This window comes from Micrococcus sp. UYEF5, assembly GCF_040546065.1.
GTDB classification, from domain to species: domain Bacteria; phylum Actinomycetota; class Actinomycetes; order Actinomycetales; family Micrococcaceae; genus Micrococcus; species Micrococcus luteus.
Window position 1 is genome coordinate 92,855 of the sequence record NZ_JBEPNB010000004.1, and the last position, 20,702, is coordinate 113,556.

At 72.4% G+C, this 20,702-nt stretch carries 18 protein-coding genes and 1 tRNA gene; 1 reads left to right on the forward strand and 18 read right to left on the reverse strand.

All coding sequences use genetic code 11. From position 1 onward, the window contains the following. Window positions 1-7: 7 nt before the first annotated feature. The 11 genes from galE to ABIB16_RS05635 are packed head-to-tail and all read right to left on the reverse strand — an operon-like array spanning window position 8 to window position 12,571. Complete coding sequence (gene galE, locus ABIB16_RS05585) at window positions 8-991, reverse strand: UDP-glucose 4-epimerase GalE (protein ID WP_036340621.1); 984 nt, start codon at window positions 989-991, stop codon at window positions 8-10. Next, entirely contained in the window at window positions 991-2,133 is a 1,143-nt protein-coding gene (locus ABIB16_RS05590; RefSeq protein ID WP_144862311.1) for a glycosyltransferase, read from the reverse strand. Before ABIB16_RS05590 ends, galE begins: the two co-directional genes overlap by 1 nt. Before the next feature lie 25 nt (window positions 2,134-2,158). After that, a complete protein-coding gene (locus ABIB16_RS05595; protein WP_036340531.1) occupies window positions 2,159-3,121 on the reverse strand; it encodes a glycosyltransferase family 2 protein in 963 nt (320 codons plus the stop codon). A gap of 16 nt (window positions 3,122-3,137) precedes the next feature. Continuing rightward, window positions 3,138-4,175 (reverse strand): glycosyltransferase, encoded by a 1,038-nt coding sequence (locus ABIB16_RS05600; protein WP_036340528.1) that lies wholly within the window; start codon window positions 4,173-4,175, stop codon window positions 3,138-3,140. Beyond that, window positions 4,172-5,317, reverse strand: a complete 1,146-nt coding sequence (locus ABIB16_RS05605) for an acyltransferase family protein (protein ID WP_036340526.1) — start codon at window positions 5,315-5,317, stop codon at window positions 4,172-4,174. The genes ABIB16_RS05600 and ABIB16_RS05605 overlap by 4 nt, the downstream gene beginning before the upstream one ends. Then, on the reverse strand, window positions 5,314-6,396 hold the full coding sequence (locus ABIB16_RS05610) for a glycosyltransferase (RefSeq protein ID WP_230297412.1): 1,083 nt from the start codon (window positions 6,394-6,396) through the stop codon (window positions 5,314-5,316). Before ABIB16_RS05610 ends, ABIB16_RS05605 begins: the two co-directional genes overlap by 4 nt. A gap of 47 nt (window positions 6,397-6,443) precedes the next feature. After that, window positions 6,444-8,687, reverse strand: coding sequence for an N-acetylneuraminate synthase family protein (locus tag ABIB16_RS05615; RefSeq protein ID WP_036340523.1), 2,244 nt, complete (start codon window positions 8,685-8,687; stop codon window positions 6,444-6,446). Continuing rightward, window positions 8,684-9,475 carry an acylneuraminate cytidylyltransferase family protein gene (locus ABIB16_RS05620; protein ID WP_036340520.1) on the reverse strand — a complete coding sequence of 264 codons (792 nt, stop codon included), beginning with the start codon at window positions 9,473-9,475 and terminating at the stop codon, window positions 8,684-8,686. Before ABIB16_RS05620 ends, ABIB16_RS05615 begins: the two co-directional genes overlap by 4 nt. Then, window positions 9,472-10,593, reverse strand: coding sequence for an RNA-binding protein (locus tag ABIB16_RS05625; protein WP_144879251.1), 1,122 nt, complete (start codon window positions 10,591-10,593; stop codon window positions 9,472-9,474). The genes ABIB16_RS05620 and ABIB16_RS05625 overlap by 4 nt, the downstream gene beginning before the upstream one ends. Next, on the reverse strand, window positions 10,590-11,651 hold the full coding sequence (locus ABIB16_RS05630) for a CgeB family protein (RefSeq protein WP_052001243.1): 1,062 nt from the start codon (window positions 11,649-11,651) through the stop codon (window positions 10,590-10,592). Before ABIB16_RS05630 ends, ABIB16_RS05625 begins: the two co-directional genes overlap by 4 nt. Beyond that, window positions 11,648-12,571 carry a glycosyltransferase family 2 protein gene (locus ABIB16_RS05635; protein WP_036340450.1) on the reverse strand — a complete coding sequence of 308 codons (924 nt, stop codon included), beginning with the start codon at window positions 12,569-12,571 and terminating at the stop codon, window positions 11,648-11,650. Before ABIB16_RS05635 ends, ABIB16_RS05630 begins: the two co-directional genes overlap by 4 nt. Window positions 12,572-12,771: 200 nt before the next feature. Here ABIB16_RS05635 and ABIB16_RS05640 point away from each other — a divergent pair, with 200 nt between their 5' ends. Further along, the gene (locus ABIB16_RS05640; RefSeq protein WP_152540188.1) at window positions 12,772-13,866 is read left to right on the forward strand and encodes a PqqD family peptide modification chaperone; all 1,095 of its coding nucleotides are present in this window, start codon (window positions 12,772-12,774) and stop codon (window positions 13,864-13,866) included. 46 nt (window positions 13,867-13,912) lie between these two features. Here the strand turns inward: ABIB16_RS05640 and lepB are convergent, their stop codons facing one another. The 7 genes from lepB to ABIB16_RS05675 all read right to left on the reverse strand — a co-directional run bounded on the left by lepB (window position 13,913) and on the right by ABIB16_RS05675 (window position 20,584). Continuing rightward, window positions 13,913-14,659 carry a signal peptidase I gene (gene lepB, locus ABIB16_RS05645; protein ID WP_098093417.1) on the reverse strand — a complete coding sequence of 249 codons (747 nt, stop codon included), beginning with the start codon at window positions 14,657-14,659 and terminating at the stop codon, window positions 13,913-13,915. Between the two features lie 2 nt (window positions 14,660-14,661). Further along, on the reverse strand, window positions 14,662-15,642 hold the full coding sequence (locus ABIB16_RS05650) for a ribose-phosphate diphosphokinase (protein WP_036340441.1): 981 nt from the start codon (window positions 15,640-15,642) through the stop codon (window positions 14,662-14,664). A 111-nt stretch (window positions 15,643-15,753) separates the two neighbouring features. Further along, window positions 15,754-16,791: a nucleotidyl transferase AbiEii/AbiGii toxin family protein gene (locus tag ABIB16_RS05655; protein WP_020627446.1), complete on the reverse strand. Its 1,038-nt coding sequence runs from the start codon at window positions 16,789-16,791 to the stop codon at window positions 15,754-15,756. Next, window positions 16,769-17,338, reverse strand: a complete 570-nt coding sequence (locus ABIB16_RS05660) for a type IV toxin-antitoxin system AbiEi family antitoxin domain-containing protein (protein ID WP_020627445.1) — start codon at window positions 17,336-17,338, stop codon at window positions 16,769-16,771. The genes ABIB16_RS05655 and ABIB16_RS05660 overlap by 23 nt, the downstream gene beginning before the upstream one ends. Window positions 17,339-17,423: 85 nt before the next feature. Then, complete coding sequence (glmU, locus tag ABIB16_RS05665; protein ID WP_144786288.1) at window positions 17,424-18,917, reverse strand: bifunctional UDP-N-acetylglucosamine diphosphorylase/glucosamine-1-phosphate N-acetyltransferase GlmU; 1,494 nt, start codon at window positions 18,915-18,917, stop codon at window positions 17,424-17,426. A gap of 37 nt (window positions 18,918-18,954) precedes the next feature. Then, a tRNA-Gln gene (locus ABIB16_RS05670) sits at window positions 18,955-19,026 on the reverse strand. Between the two features lie 64 nt (window positions 19,027-19,090). Continuing rightward, window positions 19,091-20,584: a sugar transferase gene (locus ABIB16_RS05675; RefSeq protein ID WP_036384942.1), complete on the reverse strand. Its 1,494-nt coding sequence runs from the start codon at window positions 20,582-20,584 to the stop codon at window positions 19,091-19,093. Window positions 20,585-20,702 lie beyond the last annotated feature (118 nt).

Consider the following 20,702-nt stretch of genomic DNA (forward strand, 5'->3'; position numbering starts at 1 on the left):
GATTCGCCTATTCGTCGCCGCTTGCTGAGATCCCCAGGCGTCGATGGGCGTCCCACGCCGACCGGACCATGTCCTCCACCGAGTGGCGCATACGCCAGCCGAAGTCCTGGGCTGCCAGCGTGCCGTCGGCCACGATTCGCGCCGGATCCCCGGGGCGTCGGGCGTGCACCTCCGGCGGGTCGGAGACCCCCGTGACGTCACGGACCGCGGCCATGATCTCGCGCACAGAGGTCCCTTCCCCCGACCCCAGGTTGTACACGGAGTGCAGGCCCGCGCCGGACGTCAGCGCCCGCGCGGCCGCCACGTGCGCGTCCGCGACATCCTGGACGTGGACGTAGTCCCGGATGCAGGTGCCGTCGGGGGTCGCATAGTCGTCGCCGAAGATACGGGGCCGCTCGCCCCTCTCCAGCGCAGAGAAGACCATGGGGAAGAGGTTGTGGGGGCTGAGATCCGTGATGTCCGCCCACCCGGATCCGACCACGTTGAAGTACCGCAGGCTGGTATGACGGATGCCGACGGCACGCTCCTGGTCCCGCAGCAGCCACTCTCCGATCAGCTTTGACTCGCCATACGGCGACTCAGGTGCCGGCGATGTGTCCTCGGTGACCCGCTCAACGGCGGGTGTCCCGTAGACCGCAGCCGACGACGAGAAGACGATGTTCTCCACCTGCGTGGCCGCCATCGCGGCGAGTACGCTCGCGGTTCCCTGGACGTTGACGTGGTACGCCGTCAACGGCACCCGAACAGACTCCCCCGCGTACTTGTACCCGGCGACGTGGACGACCCCCTCTGCCTCATTCTCACGGAGCACCGCCGTCAGCGCTGCGGTGTCCGTGACATCCGCATGAAAGAACGGGACGCCGTCGGGGACGAACTCCCGGTGCCCGGTGGACAGGTCGTCTACGACCGCGACCGGCAGACCCCGCTCCCTAAACGCCCGGACGACGTGCGCCCCGATGTAGCCGGCGCCTCCGGTCACGACCCAGGTCATCACATCGCCCCCTTGTTCCGGGCATGGGTCTGGAGCTGCCCAAGTTGGGTGCGGACCTGACGGGCGATTTGGTCCTCCGAGAAGCGCTCCGCGTGCGCCCGCATCGCAGGGGGGTCCCAGTCCCGGGCCAGCGCCTGCTCGACGCCATCGGTCACGGCTTCCACCGTGGGCGCCTCGACGAACACCCCGTTGACGCCCTCTGTGATCGTGTCCAGATACCCGCCGGCCCGCAGCGCCACGGTGGGGACGCCCCACGCGCTCGCCTCCAGGGGAGTGATTCCGAAGTCCTCGTGGCTGGCCGCGATCAGCGCGGTGGCATGGGCGTAGGCCCAGCGCAGCTGCGCGTCGGTGAGGTCCTGGGCGAAGACGACGCCGTCGCCAGCCATCGCCTTCAGGCGCGCCTCTTCGGGGCCCTTGCCGATCACCAGCAGCCGCAGGCCGGTGCGCTCCGCTGCACGGATGGCCACGTCCACGTGCTTGTACGGCATGAGCCGCGCCACGGAGAGCAAGTATCCGCCCTCGGCAAGGTGCTCGGCGCCCGGGATCGGCTCCTGGGGTCCATCAGTGGACACCGAGTGCGGCGGGAACACGACGGGCACGTCTATCAGCCCGTACACCTCCTCGATGCGCTCCTTCACCACCGTGGAGTTGGCCACATAGCGTGATCGACGTCGAACGGCCGCGCGGTCCCACCTGCGCAGACCCGGGCGCAGCACGCGGGCGATCCGGCCCTTGATGCTGTTCTGACCGTCCTCGCCCAGGTAGTCGTCCAGCAGGTAGACCCAGCGCGCCGGGGTGTGGCAGTAGACGAGCGTGGCGCCGTCGTAACGGAATCCGTGGGCCCATCCGGAGGTCGAGACCACCGCGACCGGCTCCTTCACGTGCATGAGCGAGGAGGCGACGGGCAGCAACGGCAGGGCGCGGCGCGGATCCCTGCGCAGGACGCCGACCCGGTTCAGGGGGGAGGTGATGATCCGGGCGTCCTTGAACTCCGGGAACGTCCCCTCGGGGTCGTAGAAGGTCGTGTAGATCGGGGCGTCCGGCCACATGCGGTGCAGGGCCAGGACGACCCGCTCGGCTCCGCCCTTCTGCGTCAGGTAGTCGTGGGCGATCGCGATGCGGCCGGCGGCGTCGGCGGTCATGGGGTCCTCTCCTGCGAGCCGATGGTCAGAACGTGCGGCGAGCACGCTCGGGGTGGACGCGGCCAGCCTCCGCGGCGGCCTCCACCTGCAGCGCGATGAGCTTGCGGGCGACCGGGGCGGGGAGGCGGCCCGTCAGGGCGTCGACCGCCTTGGATCCCTGTTCCAAGGTGGCTTCCGTAGTGACCGCGGCGAGCGCCCGCACGGCGGCGCCCCACAGCCCCGCGGGGGCGCCGACCCCCTCGAGGACACCGACGCCGTGCTTGGCTACGAACGTCTGCCGGGCAGAACCCGAGTGCAGGGCCCGGCGGGCCTTGGTGTACGTCGTCGCGGCGGCGGCATGATGCCGCGTCTCCAGCTCCGGGCAGATCACCACGGGGTATCCCGCCGCGTGGAGCCGGTAGCCGAAGTCGACGTCCTCCCACCCGTAGCGGCGGTAGTCCGGGTCGTAGCCGCCGAGCTCCTCGTGCAGAGTGCGGGGCACGGAGACGTTGCCCGCCCAGTGCCGCCACTGCTGCTCTGCGGGCAGAGCGTATGCGTGGGCCCGGTGGGTGCGCCCCTGCGCCGTGCCGTAGACCTTTTGATAGGCCGTTTCGGGCAGGACGTCCTTGGTCAGGCCGATGACACCCCGAGGACCCTCCTCATGAGCGGCCACGTGGTCCCGGATGTAGTGCGGTCCGGGCTCGAGATCGTCGTCCGCGCGGATGAGGATGCGGCCGGACGTCGCGTCGGCGCCGGCGTTGAGCGCAGCGACCCGTCCGCGGTTCTCCCGGAAGACGGTCCAACTCAGGTCCAGGCCCGGATGTTCTGCGGCCAACTGGGCGAGCACCGCTGCCGACCCGTCCACATCCCCGTCCACGGCCACATGGACCTCGAACGGCGGGGCGTCCTCCTGCGCGGCGAGGGCGCCGATCAGGCGCGGCAGCCGCTGGGCTCCGCCCCGGCTGGGGACGATCACGCTGGCCTCGGGGGTCAGGGGCGTCTCGGTCATGAGTCCTCCGCGGGGATCATAGGGACAGGTCATCCAGGAGCTCGGCGACGGCGGCGCGGCCGGCCTCGGGTGAGAACAGCGACTCCCAGCGGCGCCGCTGGGAGTGGGCCACCGCCCCCAGATCGACCGCACGTACCGCCCGCAAGCAATTCGCGAGTGCGGCAGCGTCGCGCTGCGGAAAAACGAAGGGGTGCTCGCTGCCGACCACCTCGGGAACGGCCCCCGCATCGGAGGCCACCACCGGAACGCCCGCGGCCATCGCCTCGGCCGCCACGAGGCCGAAGGACTCCGCCCACTGCGACGGCACGGCCAGCACGTCCACGGAGGTCAGGAACTCGCCGGTGTCCTGCCAGCCGAGCACCTGGACGTCCTCACCGGCTGCCTTCAGGGCGGTGGCGAGCCGCTCGGCTTCGTCCTCCGCCACGAATCGGCTCTCCCCCGCGATGCGGAACACGAAAGCACCCGGGTCGGTCCTCCGCAGCAGCGCGGCAGCCTCCAACAGGGTGACGATGCCCTTGTCCTCGGACAGCCGTCCGAGGAAGCCCACGGTCACCGGATCATCGGCACCGCGGGCCGGACGTGTCTGCGGCGCCGTCGGGGCCGGAACCCAGTTGTGGAGCACGCGCGCCCCGCGGATGCGGTCCGCCGCGAATCGGGACGGCGCGAGGACCGCGAGCGCACCGGGACGCGCCAGGGCGGAGAACACCCGCAGAAGCGGCTTCTCGGGCACCTGATGCAGGTGCACGATCCGGCGCGGCCGGCCGGCCAGCGCCGTGGCCGGCAGCAGCCCGTTGCACCACACGACGTCGTCCCCGCCACGGCCACGGTCCCAGGCCCGGAGAGCACGCATGTACCCCAGTCGTCCGGGCCCACCCACGCGGACCACGTCGAAGCCGTCCGCGGCCAGGCGATCGGCAGTCTCGGCCGGGTGGGCCGGAGCCACGACGCCCACGTCCCGCCCCAGCTCGCGCAGGGCCGTGGCGAGGTGGTGCAGCATCACCTCGCCGCCACCCACTTTGCCCTGGTTCGCCAGGATCCAGATGCGACCGGTCATCGGGCCGGCTCCAGGGATCGGGGTTGTCCGGTCCGCGCGTCCACGACGGAGCGGACGCGGGTCAACCCCCGCTTGGCCGCGCGGCCGAGGTGCTCCTCGCCGTACTTCTGCAGGGCCCAGGCGAGCACGGAGACCACGGCCAAGGCCACGAGCATGGCCATGTTCCGGCCCACATACGGCCAGAGCGCGTGGATGAGGATGTATCCGGGGATGGCGTGGAGGATGTAGAGGGAATAGCTGATCTTCCCGTACCACTGGACAGGGGCCAGGAGCAGCACGGACGTCCTCTCCCGCAGCATCACCGTGACTGCGAGGAGCACCACCACGAGGACCTCGAGGGCCAAGGGCATCCCCCGCATGACGAACGTGCTGCCCACCGCGGACACCGCGGCCGCCGCGACCCAGCCGCGGTGCTGCCCCGTCTGCCGCGCGATGTACAAGGCCATCCCCAGCACGAACAACGGAGCGTACTCGGCCACGGTGGCGTTGTTGAGGAGCTTCACCCACAGGGGGTCCCGCTGAGGGTCCGAGCCCACGTGCGGCGCGGTGAACAACACCACGGCCCACGAGATCACCGACCACGCGAGGCTCCCCCACAGCACCACGCGGTCCGAAAGGCGGCAGCGCGTGAGATACAGGAGGATCAGGATGATCACGTAGAACTGCATCTCCACCGCGAGCGTCCAGTAGACGTCCACCACGTTGTCCACGCCGACCCACCGCTGGACCATCGTCAGGTTGACGAGGGCCTGGCCCCACGTGAAGGGGAAGCCGGGCACCGGGTGCAGCAGGAGCAGCACCACGGCGAACACCAGGGAGATCCAGTACGGCGGATAGAGCCGGGCGGCCCGGGAGATGGCGAAGTCGCTCGGCCGGTCGGCCCGCCGGGCGGACATGAAGATGACGAACCCGGAGATGATGAAGAACAGCTGCACGCCCGCCGCACCCCAGGCCGCGTCGTGGAACGCGGCGGGATCCTGCGGATAGTGCGAATTGTGGGCGCCTGTGTAGTGCGAGAACACCACGGCCAGCGCGGCAAGGCCGCGGAGCCCGTCCAGCTCCCGGAACCGGGGCCCCGGCACTCGCTTCTCGGCCGGAGCCACCGACACCGATCCCGGCTCGTTCGGGCTCGCCGCGGTCATCGGTGCCCGCCCTTCCCCACCCGGCGCCCGAGCACCTCGAGGGTCGCCTCGGCGGTCGCCCGGGCCATGGTCTCTACATCGTCCACGCGCACCTCGCCCGGGCCGTCGGCCGCGGCACGCATGACGGCGTCAGCGATGGCCGCCGGAGTGGTCTCGTGGGCCAGGCGCTCGGGGGGCAGGATCTCCCCGTTGCCGCCCACGTCCGTGGCGACGGCGGGCAGGCCCGCGGCCGCGGCGTCGAGCAGGGTGTAGCTGAGGTTCTCCCACGCGGAGAGCTGCACCAGCACGTCGTGCTCGGCCATGGTCTCCCACGGCTCCACGAAGCCGGGCAGGTCGACCGCCTCCGCGACACCGAGCGCCTCGGCCTGGGCGCGCAGCTCCCCCTCCAGGGGACCAGCGCCGGCCAGCGTCAACCGCGTCCCGGGGTCCCGCTCCAGCAGGGCCGGCAGCGCGGCGATCAGCCGGTCGAGGTTCTTCTCGGGCGCCAGCCGGGACAGGGAGAGGATCCGCAGCCCCTCCCCCGGTGCGCGCCGCTGCCCCGCGGCCGCGGCCCGCACCGCGGACACGTCCACCCCGTTGCGCACCACGGTGAGGGGCCCCCCCGTGCCCCACTTGCGCCGGAGCACGTCCGCGGTGGACTGCGCCACCGCGATCACGAGGTCCGTGCCGCGCAGCCGGGCGCGGTGCGCGGCGTTCTTCACCCGGGCCGCCGCGGCGCGGTTGTACAGCCCGTCGTCCGGGGCGATCCCATGCTCGGTGCTGAGCAGCGCCGGCGCACCGGCCCGCCACCGGGCCCGCCCCGGGCCGAACGCGGTGAACGCCGCGAGGTCGGCGTAGGCCAGGTGTGTGTGGACCGCGGCCGGGCGCAGGGTGCGCACCGCCGTCCGGAGCGTGCGCACCGAGGCGGCCAGGCCGGCGTCGGGCCCGACGGCCCCGGTGAACACCGCCGCACCCTGCTCGCGGAGGCGCTCGGCGAGCGGCCCCTCGGGGCAGAGCACCGCCAGACGCAGGCCGGGCAGGCCCACGCGCGCGACGTCGAGGACGTGCCGGGCCACGCCGCCGAGGTCGGCGACGGGCACCACCCAAAGCGTCAGCGGGGCCGGAGTGGTCCTCGCGGCCTCGGGGATCACAGCCACTGCTCCAGGCGGTCCAGGGCCGTCCAGAAGCCCTCGCCGTTGTTGATGTGGCCCTGCCAGATCTCCGGGATGAAGCTCACCCCGGGGGCCAGGCGGTCCAGCTGCTCGCACAGCACGGGCCAGTCGACGTCACCCTCCCCGATCTGCGGTCCCTCCCCGTCCACACCGGTGGCGTCCACGAGATGCAGGTGGATGGTGTGCGGGGCCAGCTTCTCCACCATCTCCGAGAAGGGGATCCCCAGGAACGTGGCCGAGAGCTTGGAGTGGGAGATGTCCAGGCACAGGGGCACCCCCGTGGCCTCCACGAACGCCACGGTGTCGTCCGGGTCCATGAAGAGGTTGTGGTACTGCTGACCGCCCATCAGCCACGGGAACGGCGGCAGCGTCTGCGCGGCGATCCGGATGCCGGAGGTGTCCAGGCGCTGCACGGCCTCGGCGATGCGCTCGTACTTCGGCAGCCGCTCCTCCGGGCGGATGTGCCGGTCCAGGGTGAACCCGCCCATGGTGATGACCATGATGGGCTCCTCCTCGTGCGGGAACCAGCGCTTCAGGTCCCGGGTGATGTCGATCGTGCGCTGCACCTCGGCGATCGAGCGCTCCCACACGGCGTCGTCGTCGCTGGCCAGGTCCACGAGGAAGTCGCCGGAGAAGATGTCCGGCAGGTGGGTGGTGAAGCCCATCGGCATGGGCTCGGTGAACACCGAGTCGATGTCGATCTCGAGGTCCTTGTAGGAGAAGTGGAACTCGAGGAAGTCCGGGGTGCAGTCCTTCGTCAGCGCCTCGACGTCGTGGTAGCGCACCGGCAGGCCCCAGGGGCGCCGGAACTGGAACTGGCGTCCGGTGGGCACCGTGTCCGTGAGGTCGCCGGCGAAGAAGAAGTCGCCCTCGGCCATGTCGCGGTGCAGCGTGCGGCCGACCAGGCGCGGCAGCTCGTTGGGCTGCAGGCCACGGCCCGGGGACTTCACGGTCACGTCGTCGGTGGTGATCGTGGCGCCGGCCCGCAGCGGACGGGCCGCCACCAGGGACTTGGCCAGGTTGATGCGGTTCATCGCCTCGCCCGTGGAGACCACGCGCTCGGTCCCGACGCCGATCGACTCCTCGATGTCCCGGGTCTGCCGCACCATCTGCGCGAACTCCTCCGGCAGCAGGGAGACCTTGTGGTCGTTGCCCTCGAGCCCGCGGTCCACGGTGAAGTGCTTCTCGATGATCGCAGCGCCCCGGGCGACCGCGGCCAGGGCCACGTGGAAGCCGCGCTCGTGGCCCGAGTAGCCCACCGGCGTCTGCGCGATCTCCGCGAGCCGGTCCAGGTAGGCCAGGTTCACGTCCTTGTAGGGGGCGGGATAGGTGGACTGGGCGTGCAGCATCGCGAAGGGGACGCCGGAGGAGCGCACCAGGGCCGCCGCCTCGCGGATCTCCTCCTCCCGGGACATGCCGGTGGAGAGCACCATCGGCAGGCCGGAGGCGGCCGCGTCCCGCAGCAGACCGTGGTTCGTCAGGTCCGCCGAGGCGATCTTCACGCCGTCCACCGGGTACTCGCGCAGCACCCGCATGGACGGGGCGTCCCACGGGGTGCACATCAGGGCGACGCCGGCCTCCCGGACGTGGTCGAACACCCGCACCATGTCCGCGGCGGAGAGCGAGAACTTGGCCAGCTCGTCCAGGGTGCGCTGGGCCCCCAGGTCCTCGCCGGCGGTGGCCGCGCCGGACTGCCGGTACAGGGCGTCCATGTCCCGCAGCTGGAACTTCACGGCGTCCGCGCCCGCCTCGACGGCCAGGTCCACGAGACGGCGGGCCAGGTCCACATCGCCCTGATGGTTGTTGCCGATCTCCGCGATCAGGAACGCCGGGTGGCCCTCCCCGATCCGGTGCCCGCCGATCCGCAGCTCCGCCTCCCGGTTGATCGCCAGGGCCGTCAGACGGCCGCGCTCGTCCAGCAGCGGCAGGTGCAGCGCCCCGGTGGGCAGGGCCTCGCGCATCTCGGCCGGGGAGGCGCCCAGGGGCGCCGTCACCGGGTCGCGATGGGCGACGTCGGCCGCGGCCACATCCAGCGACGCCTCCGGATGCGCCACCAGCCAGCGGCGCACGTCCCCGTCCGTCAGCGAGCCGACGAGGAAGCCGTGGGAGTCCACCACGAACACGGTGCGCTCGCGGTTGTCGGTCATCTTCTGCAGGGCGACCAGGAGCGAGTCCTTGGGGAAGACGAGGTAGGGGGTGAGCCTGCGTTCGATGATCACTGCGCGCCTCCGGGGGTGCGGTTCGGGCCGGTGGTGGGGGTCCCGGCGGTGCGCGGGGCACCGAGCTCGGGGCGGTGCCGGAGCACCTTGTGGACCGCCAGGTACTGGTCCATCTGCTGCTCGGCGAGGGCGAAGTCCAGCTCGGTGTCGATGTCCACGCCCTCGAGGTCGTCGAGTTCCAGCAGGCCGATCCGGCCGCCGAGCCGGTTGTGCAGCCGGTCGTAGACCCAGGGGCGCGTCACGTAGAGGGACCCGTTCTCGCGGAACCGCAGATCGGCGCGCGTCATGTCCTGCCGGCGCTTGCGCGCCGTGACGTCGAAGTCCGGGATCGGCTCCCCGTCGGGGTCCCCGGCGTGGCGCCACAGGAACGGGGACACCGGGACGACGCCGACCAGCGAGTCCACCCCCGTGTCCCGGAACTGCCGCACGGCGCGGTCCAGGGTGCCGGGCAGGCGCAGCGGGCTGGTGGCCTGGAGGAGCATCACGCCCTCCGGTTCGACGCCGGCCGCGCGCTCGGCCGCGAGCACGTGCTCGATCACGGGCTCGGTGGGGGTCGAGTCCTGGGCCAGGTGGGCCGGACGCAGGCCCGGCACGTCCGCGCCGTAGCGGAGGGCGACCTCGGCGATCTCGGCCGAGTCCGTGGAGACCACCACGTGCAGGTCCTCCTCCGCCTCGAGGGCGGCCTGGATGGTCCAGGCGACGAGCGGGTGGCCGCCCAGGAGGCGGATGTTCTTGCCGGGCAGCCCCCGGGACCCGCCGCGCACGGGGATGACGCACAGGATGCTCACGCGGTCTCCTTCCAGACGTGTTCGGCGATCGCGGCCGCGGGGTCCGCGGTCGGCGAGGCCAGGGGCGGGGTGGGCTCCGGGGTGCGGCCGGGCCGCCACCGGGTCATGCCGTAGCGCTGCCAGAACCCCTCGAGCCAGGCGGGCGGGTCCGGGTGGACGGCCCACGCGGGTCTGCCGGCCTGCGCGGCCTCGAGGATCCCGGTGGAGAAGACGGCGGCCACGGGCCCGCGGGTGGCGACGAGGGGCGCCCCGGCGTCGTCGATCCGCACGCCGGCCCTGCGCCAGGCCGCGTGCTGACCGCGGGAGAGGCGGTCCCGCTCGGCCGGGTGGGGGCGGTAGGCGGCGCCGGTGGCCCGCACGTACTGTTCGGCGGCCGCGGCGAAGTCCCGGCGGGGCAGCTCGGCGCCGTGCAGCTGGCCGAGGAACACCCCGGGGCCGTCGTCTCCGGCGCCCGAGAGCGCGGGCGCGGTTCGGCGGGCCTGCTCCAGCAGTGCCGAGCCCACCGGGACGGCCTCCACATCGGCGCGGCCCTGGGTCCACCAGTCCGCGTCCGCGCTCGTGAAGGCGTACAGGGTGGCGTCCTGCGGGACGGGCGGCGTGGACACGGCCAGCAGCCCGTGCTGGACGACGCCGATCCGCGCCCCCCGCTGCCGGGCCCAGCGCACGGCGGCGCGGCCCGAGGGCAGGTACTCCCCCGCCACCAGGACGCGGCGGAGCCCGGACAGGCGATCCCTCACGACGTCGGCGGTGGCGGCGTGCTCCCGGTGGCCCGCGGCCCCGGGCAGGGCGGGTGCGTCACCGGCGGGCAGCACCCAGCCGACCCCGGCGGCGGCCTCCGGCCGCGCGGTGGCCAGGGCGGCCACGGGCGAGGCCAGCGCGGCCAGCTGCGTGGGGCCGAAGGACTCCAGGGCGACGAGGGTGTGCACGTCCCCCGCCGGCAGGAGCAGGCGCGGGACGTCGTCGCCGGTGAACCGGCGGCGTGTCAGGGCGCCGGCCACGCCGCGCACGGTCGAGCGCGCGGTGTCCGCGGCCCGCCGGGTCAGCGGCCACTGGGCGCGCTGCCAGGCGTGCCACCGCGGCAGGTCCTCGGAGCGCCAGAAGAGGGGCGCGTCGGTCATGCCCACCACCCCTGGGCCATGGCCGCCCGGTGCGCGAACGTGTGCTCCGCGTGCGACCGGCGGCGGCCGGCCTCCCGGATGCGCGCTCCCCAGGCGGGATCCGCGACGACCCGGCGGCCCAGCTCGATGAGGTGGTCCGCGTCCTCGAAGACGAGCACCTCCTCGTCCGGGACGTAGAACTCGGCCACGTCGGCCCGATCGACGAGCTGGAGACCGCCCATGCCGGGCACCTCGAAGGTCCGCATCGCGTGGCCGGCCTGCAGGCCGTGGATGTTGATGGCGCCCGCGGCGGCCGCCTGCACGGCGTACGCCTCCTCGAGGGGGATGTCCCGTTCGGCCGGCAGGTCCGGCCGGGTCAGCTCCCACGTGCGCAGGCGGTCCACCGGGTGGTGGCTCCACTGACGCCCGTAGGCGCGCACCGGCACCCCGGCCGCGGCCAGGCGGGTGAGCAGCTCCACGCGGTTCGGGTAGCGCGAGCCCACGAAGACCAGCTCGTCGCGCCGCGGCACCTCCGGCAGCGCCATCGCCGGGTCGAAACCGTTGGGCATGTAGTGCGCGTCCACGCCCTCGCCGGCCAGCAGCTCGGCCTCGGAGCGGGCGTAGCTGAGCACCGGCCCGACGGAGCGCAGGAACTCCATCGAGTAGTCGTGCCGCGCGAGGTCGTCGTACAGCCAGAGCATGCGGGGCAGGCCCGCATCGAGGATCTCGGACCAGAAGTCCTCGCCCAGCGAGTCCCCCTTGATCACGAGCACGCGGTCCGGCCGGGCCTCGCGCAGCGCGGCCACGGCCCGCCCCGTGTCCCAGGCGACCCGCGCGGCCGTGCGGTCCACGCCCGCCTTCTGCGGCAGCTCGAGCAGCCCCTTGTTCCGGAGCTTCATGCCGAGCGTGGCGTAGGCGTCGTAGCAGTGCACCGCGACGTCGAAGCCCTGGGCAGCCCACGCCGCCGCGATGGAGCGGTGGTAGCCGTGGAACGCCGGCGAGACGAGGAACAGCCGTTCCGGTGAGCGGCCGCCCCGCGCGTCGGGCGGCGCGGGCACGGTGTAACCGGTGGCGCTCATCGGCGCTGCCCCTTCCAGACCAGCGCGTGCTCGTCCCGGAGCACGGCGCGGGCGTCCACGTTCACACCCCGGGCCTGCCGGAGCGCGTTCACGGCGAAGTTCGCCCCGGTGGCCGCGGTGAGCGCGGCCTTGAGGACCCGGGGGTGACCGAACTTCCGGGCGTAGCGGTACCGGGAGTCCACCAACCAGCCGCGCCGGCGCAGCGGGTCCGAGGAGCCGTGCAGCCCGTGCGGCACACGGACGGCCGGGACCACGATCGACGGCACGCCGCGCTCGCGCAGGCGGCGCTGCAGGTCGACCTCCTCGGAATTCATGAAGTACTCCTCGTCGAACCCGCCGACGGCGCGGACCTGGGCCATCGGCAGGAGCAGCACGGCGCCCATCACCCAGTCGACCGCCACGGGCGAGGCGGACCGGGCCGCCGCGACGTCGTGCCCCACGGCCTCGTGGAGCACGTCCAGGTGACGGAAGCGGGCCAGCGGAGTCAGCCACTCCACGGTCTGGTGCAGGACCGTCGGGAAGTGCCGCCCGGACCACTGCGGCGTGCCGTCCTCGTTGACGACCTGCGGGCTGACCACGGCCGGCTGATACGGGGCGGCCGCCGCCACCAGAGCGTCGATCTGCGCCCCCGTGATCTCGGCGTCCGAGTTGAGGACCAGGGCCAGCTCGGTGGTGACCGCGGCCAGGCCGGTGTTCACGTTCGCGCCGAAGCCGCCGTTGCGCTCGCGGCGCACCACGGTCAGACGCGGATCGTGCGCCTCGGGGTACGGGGTGGGCGAGGCGTCGTCCGAGACCACGACGGCGGCCAGCGCGTCTCCGGGATCGCTCAGCAGGCGGTCGACGAGGGCGAGGGTGGGGGCCGCATCGCCGTAGTGCGGGATCACCACGGTCACCGCCGCCGTGGGCGACTGGGCTGCCATGCGGGCTCCTCCCTCAGCTCGGATGGACGGCGCACTCAGCGCCCGAGAACCTGTGTCGAGTATAGGGAGGCTCTGGCGAAGACCCGTGCCAGCCGGTGGGGCGGCGCCATGGCCGCCCACACGGCGCTCAGTACACTGACCGGACAGCCACGGGATGGAAAGGGTGAGCCATGCCCGGCGCCCAGGGGGAGGACGAAGCCATGAGCGAGACCACCGCGTTGCGCATCGGCACCGGTCTCGATGCCGTGACGGTGAGCGGCCTCACAGGAGACGAGCGCGCGGAGGTCATCGCGTCCTGGGCCCGGTGCGGTGTGGAGGCCGTGGAGCCGCCGGCCCGCGCGGATGCGCACCGCGGCGCCGACACCGCGCGTCCGTGGCTCCAGTGGCACGAGGACCTGGTGTCCCTGGCGACCTCGCGGGCGATCGAGTCCGCCCGCGGCACCCACCTGCTGTTCCATGCCGCGTGCCTCGCCGCACCGGACACCGGGGCGGCGATGGTCCTGGTGGCGGCGTCCGGGACGGGCAAGACGACGGCCACGCGCCGGCTGGGACCCCATTTCGCCTACCTCACCGACGAGACGGCGATCATCGCACCGGACGGCCTGACCGTCACGCCCTACCCCAAACCGCTGTCCCTGCTGGGGTCACGGGGGGTGCGCCCGAAGACCCAGCGAGGCCCGGACGACCTGGGTCTCGGTCCGACCCTCCCCGACGCCCGGCTGGCCCGGATCGCCGTGCTGGACCGCGTGCGGGATCCGGCAGGCCCGGTGACGCCGCGGGCGGAGGCCATAGAACTCGTGGCCGCGCTCGAGGCGCTCGTCCCCCAGACATCCTCCCTCTCCCTGCTCCCCCGCGGTCTCGTGACGCTCTGCCGCGTCCTCGACACGGTCGGCGGCGCCCAACGCCTGGTCTACGCCGAAGCGGAGGACCTGCGGGATGTCGTCGACGGCCTCCTGGCGGCCCCGCCCACGCCCGTCACCCCCGCCTGGGAGGCGCTCACCGAGGAAGAGCTGCGGGCCTCGGTCGGTGCGGCGGCCCCGGGCGCGGTGTCCCGCTGCGCCGTCGACGACGGCATCCTGACCGACAGCGGCCGCCTGGTCCTGCTCGCCTCGGACCGCCTGGTCGTGCTCGAAGGTCTGGGCCCGTCCGTCTGGCTCCTGCTGGACGAGTCGCGGACGGCCGTCGACGTGGTGGCCTGCCTCCGCGCCGAAGGGCCCGTTCCCGAGGACGCCGAGGCCCGGGTGCGGAAGGCGATGGACGCCCTGGTCACCGCGGAACTGGCCAGGACCGGCTGAACCGGCACGGGCCGCCGTCGCCCAGGAGGCCCCGCGCCTCAGGAGATCAGTGCCCGCCCCAGTGCGTGGGCGGCCACACCGTCACGAAGACCTCGCCCACGATGTCCTCGCGGGTGACGAAGCGCGCGCAGTCCCCGGCCTGGTCGGCGGGGATGCCGCGGCACGCGATCACGGAGTCGGCCGAGTTGGAGCGGTGGTCGCCGAGCACGAGCATCGAGTCCTCCGGCACGGTGACCGGGCCGAAGCAGCGCGCGGAGATCACCTCGGACTCGCAGTCCAGCTCGTCCCGGAGGAACGGCAGGTCGTTGTGGATGTACGGCTCGTCCAGGGGCTCCCCGTCCACCGTCACCGCGCCCTCGGCGGTGCAGCACTCCACGGTCTGCCCCGCGGTGCCGATCACGCGCTTGACCAGGGCCTGCTCGTGCGAGCGGCCGATGCCGGTGAGGTCGCCGAACGTGCGGACGGCGTTCTCCACGGCCCCCTCCGGTGGCATGGGGTGCGCCCAGTCCTCGTTGGCCGTGAAGACCACCACGTCCTGGGACTCCGCCATCCCGTCCGGGTAGGCGGTGCGGTTGACCAGCATGCGGTCCCCCACCTCGAGGGTGTTCTCCATCGAGCCGGACGGCACCGAGTACACCTTCACCCACAGGGCCTGCACCACGGCGACGACCGCGAGGGCCACCACCACGTTCAGCAGCAGGGAGGCCCAGAACGGCAGGCGCGGACGGTGAGGCTGCGGCGCGGCCACCGCGCCGCCGTCTTCCCCGTGGGCCGGCTCGACGCGCTCGGCCATGGTCAGGCGACGCCGTCGAAGAGGCTGGTGACCGAGCCGTCCTCGAAGACCTCGCGGATCGCGCGGGCGATCAGCGGGGCGATCGAGAGCACGGTGAGGGTCTCGAAGCGCTTCTCCTCCGGGATGGGCAGGGTGTTGGTCACCACGACCTCACGGGCGCCGCACTCGCCGAGACGCTGGGCGGCCGGGTCCGAGAACACCGGGTGCGTGGCGGCGATGATGACGTCCTTGGCGCCGGCGTCCTTGAGGATCTGCACGGCGCCGGCGATGGTGCCGCCGGTGTCGATCATGTCGTCGATCAGCACGCAGACGCGGCCCTCGACGTCCCCGACCACGGTCTTGGACTCGGCCTTGTTCGGAACGGTGAGGTCCCGGCTCTTGTGCACGAAGCCCAGCGGCACGCCGCCCAGGCGGTCCGCCCACTGCTCCGCCACGCGCACGCGACCGGTGTCCGGGGAGACCACCGTGACCTCCTCGCCCTCCACGCTGGAGCGGATGTGGTCCGCCAGCAGCGGGATGGCGAACAGGTGGTCCACCGGGCCGTCGAAGAAGCCCTGGATCTGGGCGGTGTGCAGGTCCACGCTCATCACGCGGGAGGCGCCGGCGGTCTTGTACAGGTCCGCCACGAGGCGGGCCGAGATCGGCTCGCGGCCGCGGCCCTTCTTGTCCTGGCGGGCGTATGGGTAGAACGGCGAGACCACTGTGATGCGGCGGGCGGAGGCGCGCTTCATGGAGTCCACCATGATCAGCTGCTCCATGAGGTGGTTGTTCAGCGGCGCCGGGTGCGACTGGATGATGAACACGTCCTTGCCGCGCACCGACTCGCCCGAGCGCACGTAGATCTCGCCGTTGGCGAAGTCGTAGGCGCTCATGGGGAGCAGCTCGGTGCCCAGCTCCTCGGCGATCTCCTGCGCGAGCTCGGGGTGGGCGCGGCCCGTGGCCAGCACCAGTCGCTTGTCCTCGCTGCGGCTCAGCTCCGTCATGACGTCCTCAACATCCTTCGTGGTCTCGCGTTCCAGGACCGACGGCGTCCGGCGTCGGTGTCGGCCGCCCGGGGCGGCCCGGTCCTCGCACCCATCCTAGGGCGCGCGGGGTCAGCCCTGAGCGCCGGAGCCCTCGGCGCCGGCGGCCCGCGCGATCCTTGTGATCAACGACTCCAGCCAATCCGCCGCGTCGGACACGCGCGGCTGCAGGAGCCTGGCCTGTCCCTCCGCACCCACTCGTGTCTCCTCCAGCGCATCCAGGTACCCCTGCTCGAGAGTCCGGACGTGAGCGACCGGAGGCGGCCACTCATGCGGTGTGTGTCCTGCCGCAGTCCGGCCGGGTGACCGAAACATGAAAGTACGGCTGACGAGATCTGCGAGCAACGGGATGTCGACACCACCCTCGGCCTCCGCCCCATGCCAGAGCAACTGGATGTCCACGAGATCGTGGCCTCGCGTCTGATGTGGATCCGTGACGGCATGGATCTTCTGTGCGAGCTGCTGCTCGACAGCCATCACGGCCACAGACCGCGGTGTTCCACATCCCAACGCGGTGACCGCCTCCGCGACCTGGGGTGCCACGACCTCGACTGGCTGCGCCAGCGTGCTGCCCTCGAATTCGTCGCGCCCGATCTCGATCGGGACCGACACCCAACTTGTCCTCGCGGAGAGAAAATGCAGGGTCACCTTCGCTCGTGACAGGACGTAGGGATCGGGCACTCCGAGAGGCTCCGCAGGATCGTCCTCATGCACCGTGCCGAAGAAGGCCACCCGGGTCGCAGCCGGGTCGGCCTTGAGTTCTCTCTTGCTCCCGGGCGCGGCCCCCCATCCCCGGTCGACGAACCCGGTCAAGTCCTTCAGCGCCTGCTGGGGATCGCGAGCCAGTAGATCGAGATCCCGGGTCGCCCGCGTCCCGGTGGCTCCATGTCGGAGTCGAACGCCATTTCCACCCTTGACTACGACGCCTTCCGGCAACATCTGCGCCACGATCACTGCTCCCAGCAACCGGCGCGCCCGGTCCACCGGAACGCCCATCGCGTCAGCGATCGCCTCCAGTCGACGGTTGAGTTGGCCTTCGCTCCTGGGCGCACCTCGAGCTCCCAGATCGCCCAGGCCCACGACCACGTCATCGACCGCCACGATGTCCACCGTTCTGCCGCGCCTCCAGGTCCTTCTTCAAGCTCCTCGCCTCGCCCACCGTGAGCAGCCCGCGCGCGCGGGCCTCCTCGATCGCAGCGGCGACGCGCTCGAGAGGGATGCGGTCGAGTGCCTCACGAAGGGCTTGGTTGATCGTGAGGCCTCGCACGCCGCCGTGAAAGGTGAGGTCCTCGTCGCCCGGCGGGGGACGGCGTCGTGTCACTCGTACATGCGCGCGCGGCGAGCCGCGGTACCGCCTCGTCACGCCCACCCGTACGACGGAGGGATCGACCAGGGCGAGGTCGTACAGTGACAGCACTGCGTCCCAGTCCAGGAATGCATCTTCACCGCCCGTGGCCACGGCCTCCGCCGCGTCCGTGAACCGGTCGCGGGGAACCTGGCGATGGAGGTACACCCCGTGGGCCAGCCTCCGCAGAACGCCGCGCTGGGCGAGCTTGCGGACCTCGACGGCGGGCACGCCCGCCTCCTCCGCTTCCGTAGTGGTGATGACCCCGTGGTTCCCCGCAGCCACGTCCCACAGATCGTCACGATACGTCACGGGATCACCACCTCATCTCTGGTGTCACAACCGTACCGGAATCGGTACGGTTGTGACACGCCGACCTCTTGTCGGGCGCGCGGGGTCAGCCCTGAGCGCCGGAGCCCTCCGCGCCGGCGGCCCGCGCGGCCTCGGCCGAGGAGGTGCCCGGGCGCTTGGCCGGCACCCAGCCCTCGAGGGTGCGCTGGCTCACGGCGTTCAGCGCCAGGGCCCCGGCGGGCACGTCCTCGCGGACCACGGCGCCCGCGCCGGTGTAGGCGCCGTCGCCCACGGTCACCGGGGCCGTGAACACGGTGTTGGAGCCGGTGCGCACGTGCGCGCCGATCACCGTGCGGTGCTTGTTGACGCCGTCGTAGTTGGCGGTGATGTTGCCGCAGCCGATGTTGGTGTACTCGCCGATCTCGGCGTCCCCGGCGTAGCCCAGGTGGGAGAGCTTGGCGCCGCGGCCCACGGTCACGTTCTTGGTCTCGTAGAACGCGCCGATCTTGCCGTCCTCCCCCAGCACCGTGCCCGGGCGCAGGTAGGTGAACGGGCCGACGGTCGCGCCCGCGCCGATCACGGCCTCCGTGGCGTCGGTGCGCTTCACCACGGCGCCCTCCCCCACCTGCGTGTCCGTGAGGGTGGAGTCCGGGCCGACGACGGCGCCCGTGGCCACCGACGTCGTGCCATGCAGCTGGGTGCCGGGCTTGAGCGTGACGTCCGAGGCGAGGGAGACGGTGACGTCCACCCACGTGGAGGACGGGTCGACGACCGTGACACCCTCCTTCATCCAGCCGCGCAGCACGCGGTCGTTGAGCTGGCGGCCCAGGTCGGAGAGCTGGCGGCGGTCGTTGGCGCCCTCGACCTCCCACACGTCGTCCGTGCCCACCGAGGCGACGCGGCCGCCCTCGGCGCGGGCCATGCCGAGCACGTCCGTGAGGTACTTCTCGCCCTGCACGTTGTCCGTGGAGATCTCCGGCAGGGTGCGGCGCAGCAGGGCGGCGTCGAAGGCGTAGATGCCGGAGTTGACCTCGCGGATCGCCACGAAGGAGTCGTCCCCCGTGGACTCGGCGTGGGCGAGGGCGTCCTTGTGCTCCATGATCCGCTCCACGAGGCCCTCGGCGTCGCGGACGATGCGGCCGTAGCCCGTGGCGTCCTCGAGGGTGGCGGTGAGGACGGTGACGGCGTTGCCGTCCGCCTCGTGGTCCGCGACGAGGCGGGCGAGCGTCTCCGGGGTCAGCAGCGGGACGTCGCCGTAGGTCACCACGACGGTGCCCTCGAGGTCCGCGGGCAGGGCGGCCAGGCCCAGCTCGACGGCGCGGCCGGTGCCCGGCACGTCGTCCTGGTCGGCGATCGCCAGCGCGTCGATGCCCAGCTGGGCCGCCACCGTCTCGATGTGCTCGGCCACGCGGGCCCGCTCGTGCCGGACCACGGCCACGAGGTGCTCCGGCGCGAGCGACCAGGCCGCCGCGAGCGCGTGGCCCACGAGGGAGCGCCCCCCGATCGCATGCATGATCTTCGGCGTCGTCGACTTCATGCGGGTGCCCTGACCCGCGGCCAGGACGATCACGGCGGAGGGACGGGGGGACGGCTGGGACATGAGGGCTCCTGCACCGGTGGAGGTCAGAGGACGGGTGTTCCGCCCCTAGGATTCGAACCTAGACTGCACGGCTCCAAAGGCCGGCGTGCTGCCATTACACCAGGGCGGAGCGCCGGACCCCAGGGGGCGGCGACGACGGCCCATTCTTCCACACAGGTCGCGCGGATCCGGGGTCAATAGGCGCCGTCGGCGGCGATCACGGCCTTGACGGTCCGGCCCAGGATCACGAGGTCGCCCAGGATGGACCAGTTCTCCACGTAGTAGAGGTCCAGGCGGACCGCCTCCTCCCACGGGAGGTCGGAGCGGCCGGAGACCTGCCAGAGGCCCGTGATGCCGGGCTGCACCAGGAAGCGGCGGTGCACGTACTGCTCGTAGGCCTCGACCTCGTGCGGCAGGTGGGGCCGCGGGCCCACGAGGGACATGTCCCCCCGCAGCACGTTCACGAGCTGGGGCAGCTCGTCGATGCTGGTGCGGCGGATGAGCCTGCCGACCCGGGTGATGCGCGGGTCGTCCTTCATCTTGAACAGCACGTCCGCATCCCCGCCGTCCGAGACGAGCCGCTGCCGGATCTCCTCGGCGTCCACCACCATGGAACGGAACTTGAGCATGGTGAACGGCCTGCCGCCGAGACCGATCCGCTCCTGCCGGAACAGCACCGGCCCGCCGTCCGTGGCCTTGACCGCGATCGCGACGGCGATCAACAGCGGCGAGATGGCGATCAGGCCCAGACCCGACGCGACGACGTCGAACGCCCGCTTGGCGAACGCCTTGCCCTCGGAGAGGCGCGGAGTGGAGAGGTGGATGAGCGGCAGACCCGCGAGGGGCTGCGTGTGGAGGCGGGGTCCGGCGACGTCCACGAGCGCGGGCGCCATGATCAGGGAGACGCCGCGCTCCTGCAGCTCCCAGCCCAGTCGGCGGACGTCCCCGGGGACGAACGAATGGCCCGAGGTGATCACCACGGCTTCGACGTCGCGCACCTCCACGAGGGCGACCACGTCCTCCACGGTGTCCAGGTCCGTGGAGACCGGTATCGGGAGGTAGTCCGCCTGCCGGGCCTTGTATCCGGGGAGAGCCGCCGCCACGGGGGCGTAGCCGGCGCCGGCCTCGGAGTCGAGGGCCTGGAAGATGTGCCGGACCGCCTTCGGGCCGCCGACGAGCAGGAGCCGCCGCCGGAACCTGCCGCGGTGTCGCTGCCGGGCCACCCACCCGCGCACGAGGAACCGGCCCAGCAGGAGCAGGAGCACGCCCAGCGGCAGCGCCAGGCCCACGTAGCCGCGCGCCACTTCGAGACCTGCCGCATAGGCGAGGATCGCGACGGTGCCGAAGAGATAGAGGGTGCCCTGCAGGACCCGCTTGTACTCCTCGCTGCCCACCCCCAGGATCCGGATGTCCCGCGAGCCCTGGATGGTCAGCGCGAGCACCCAGGCCGCGCTCAGCGCGAGGCTGATGACGCTGTAGTCGATGATTTCGGTGCCGGGGAGGGTGGTGCGCCGCGATCCGCCGAAGCGGAGCTGGGCCGACACGAAGGTGGCGAGCAGGACCGCGACCACGTCCACGATGAGGACGAGCAGCGGAAGGCCCCGCTCCCAGGGCCGACCCAGGACACGACCGCGGGCCGTCGAGCCCATGCGGTGCGTGGTCGACTCATCACCGGGACTCGCGATCACGCTCTGCTCCTCCGTCCTGACGTGGGGGATGGTTCACGTCGTGGGGGTCGAGCACATTGCTGTGCCCCGGCCCCCGATTATAGGTCGGAAATTGTGAATGGCTGTGCCGTCCGCCGCA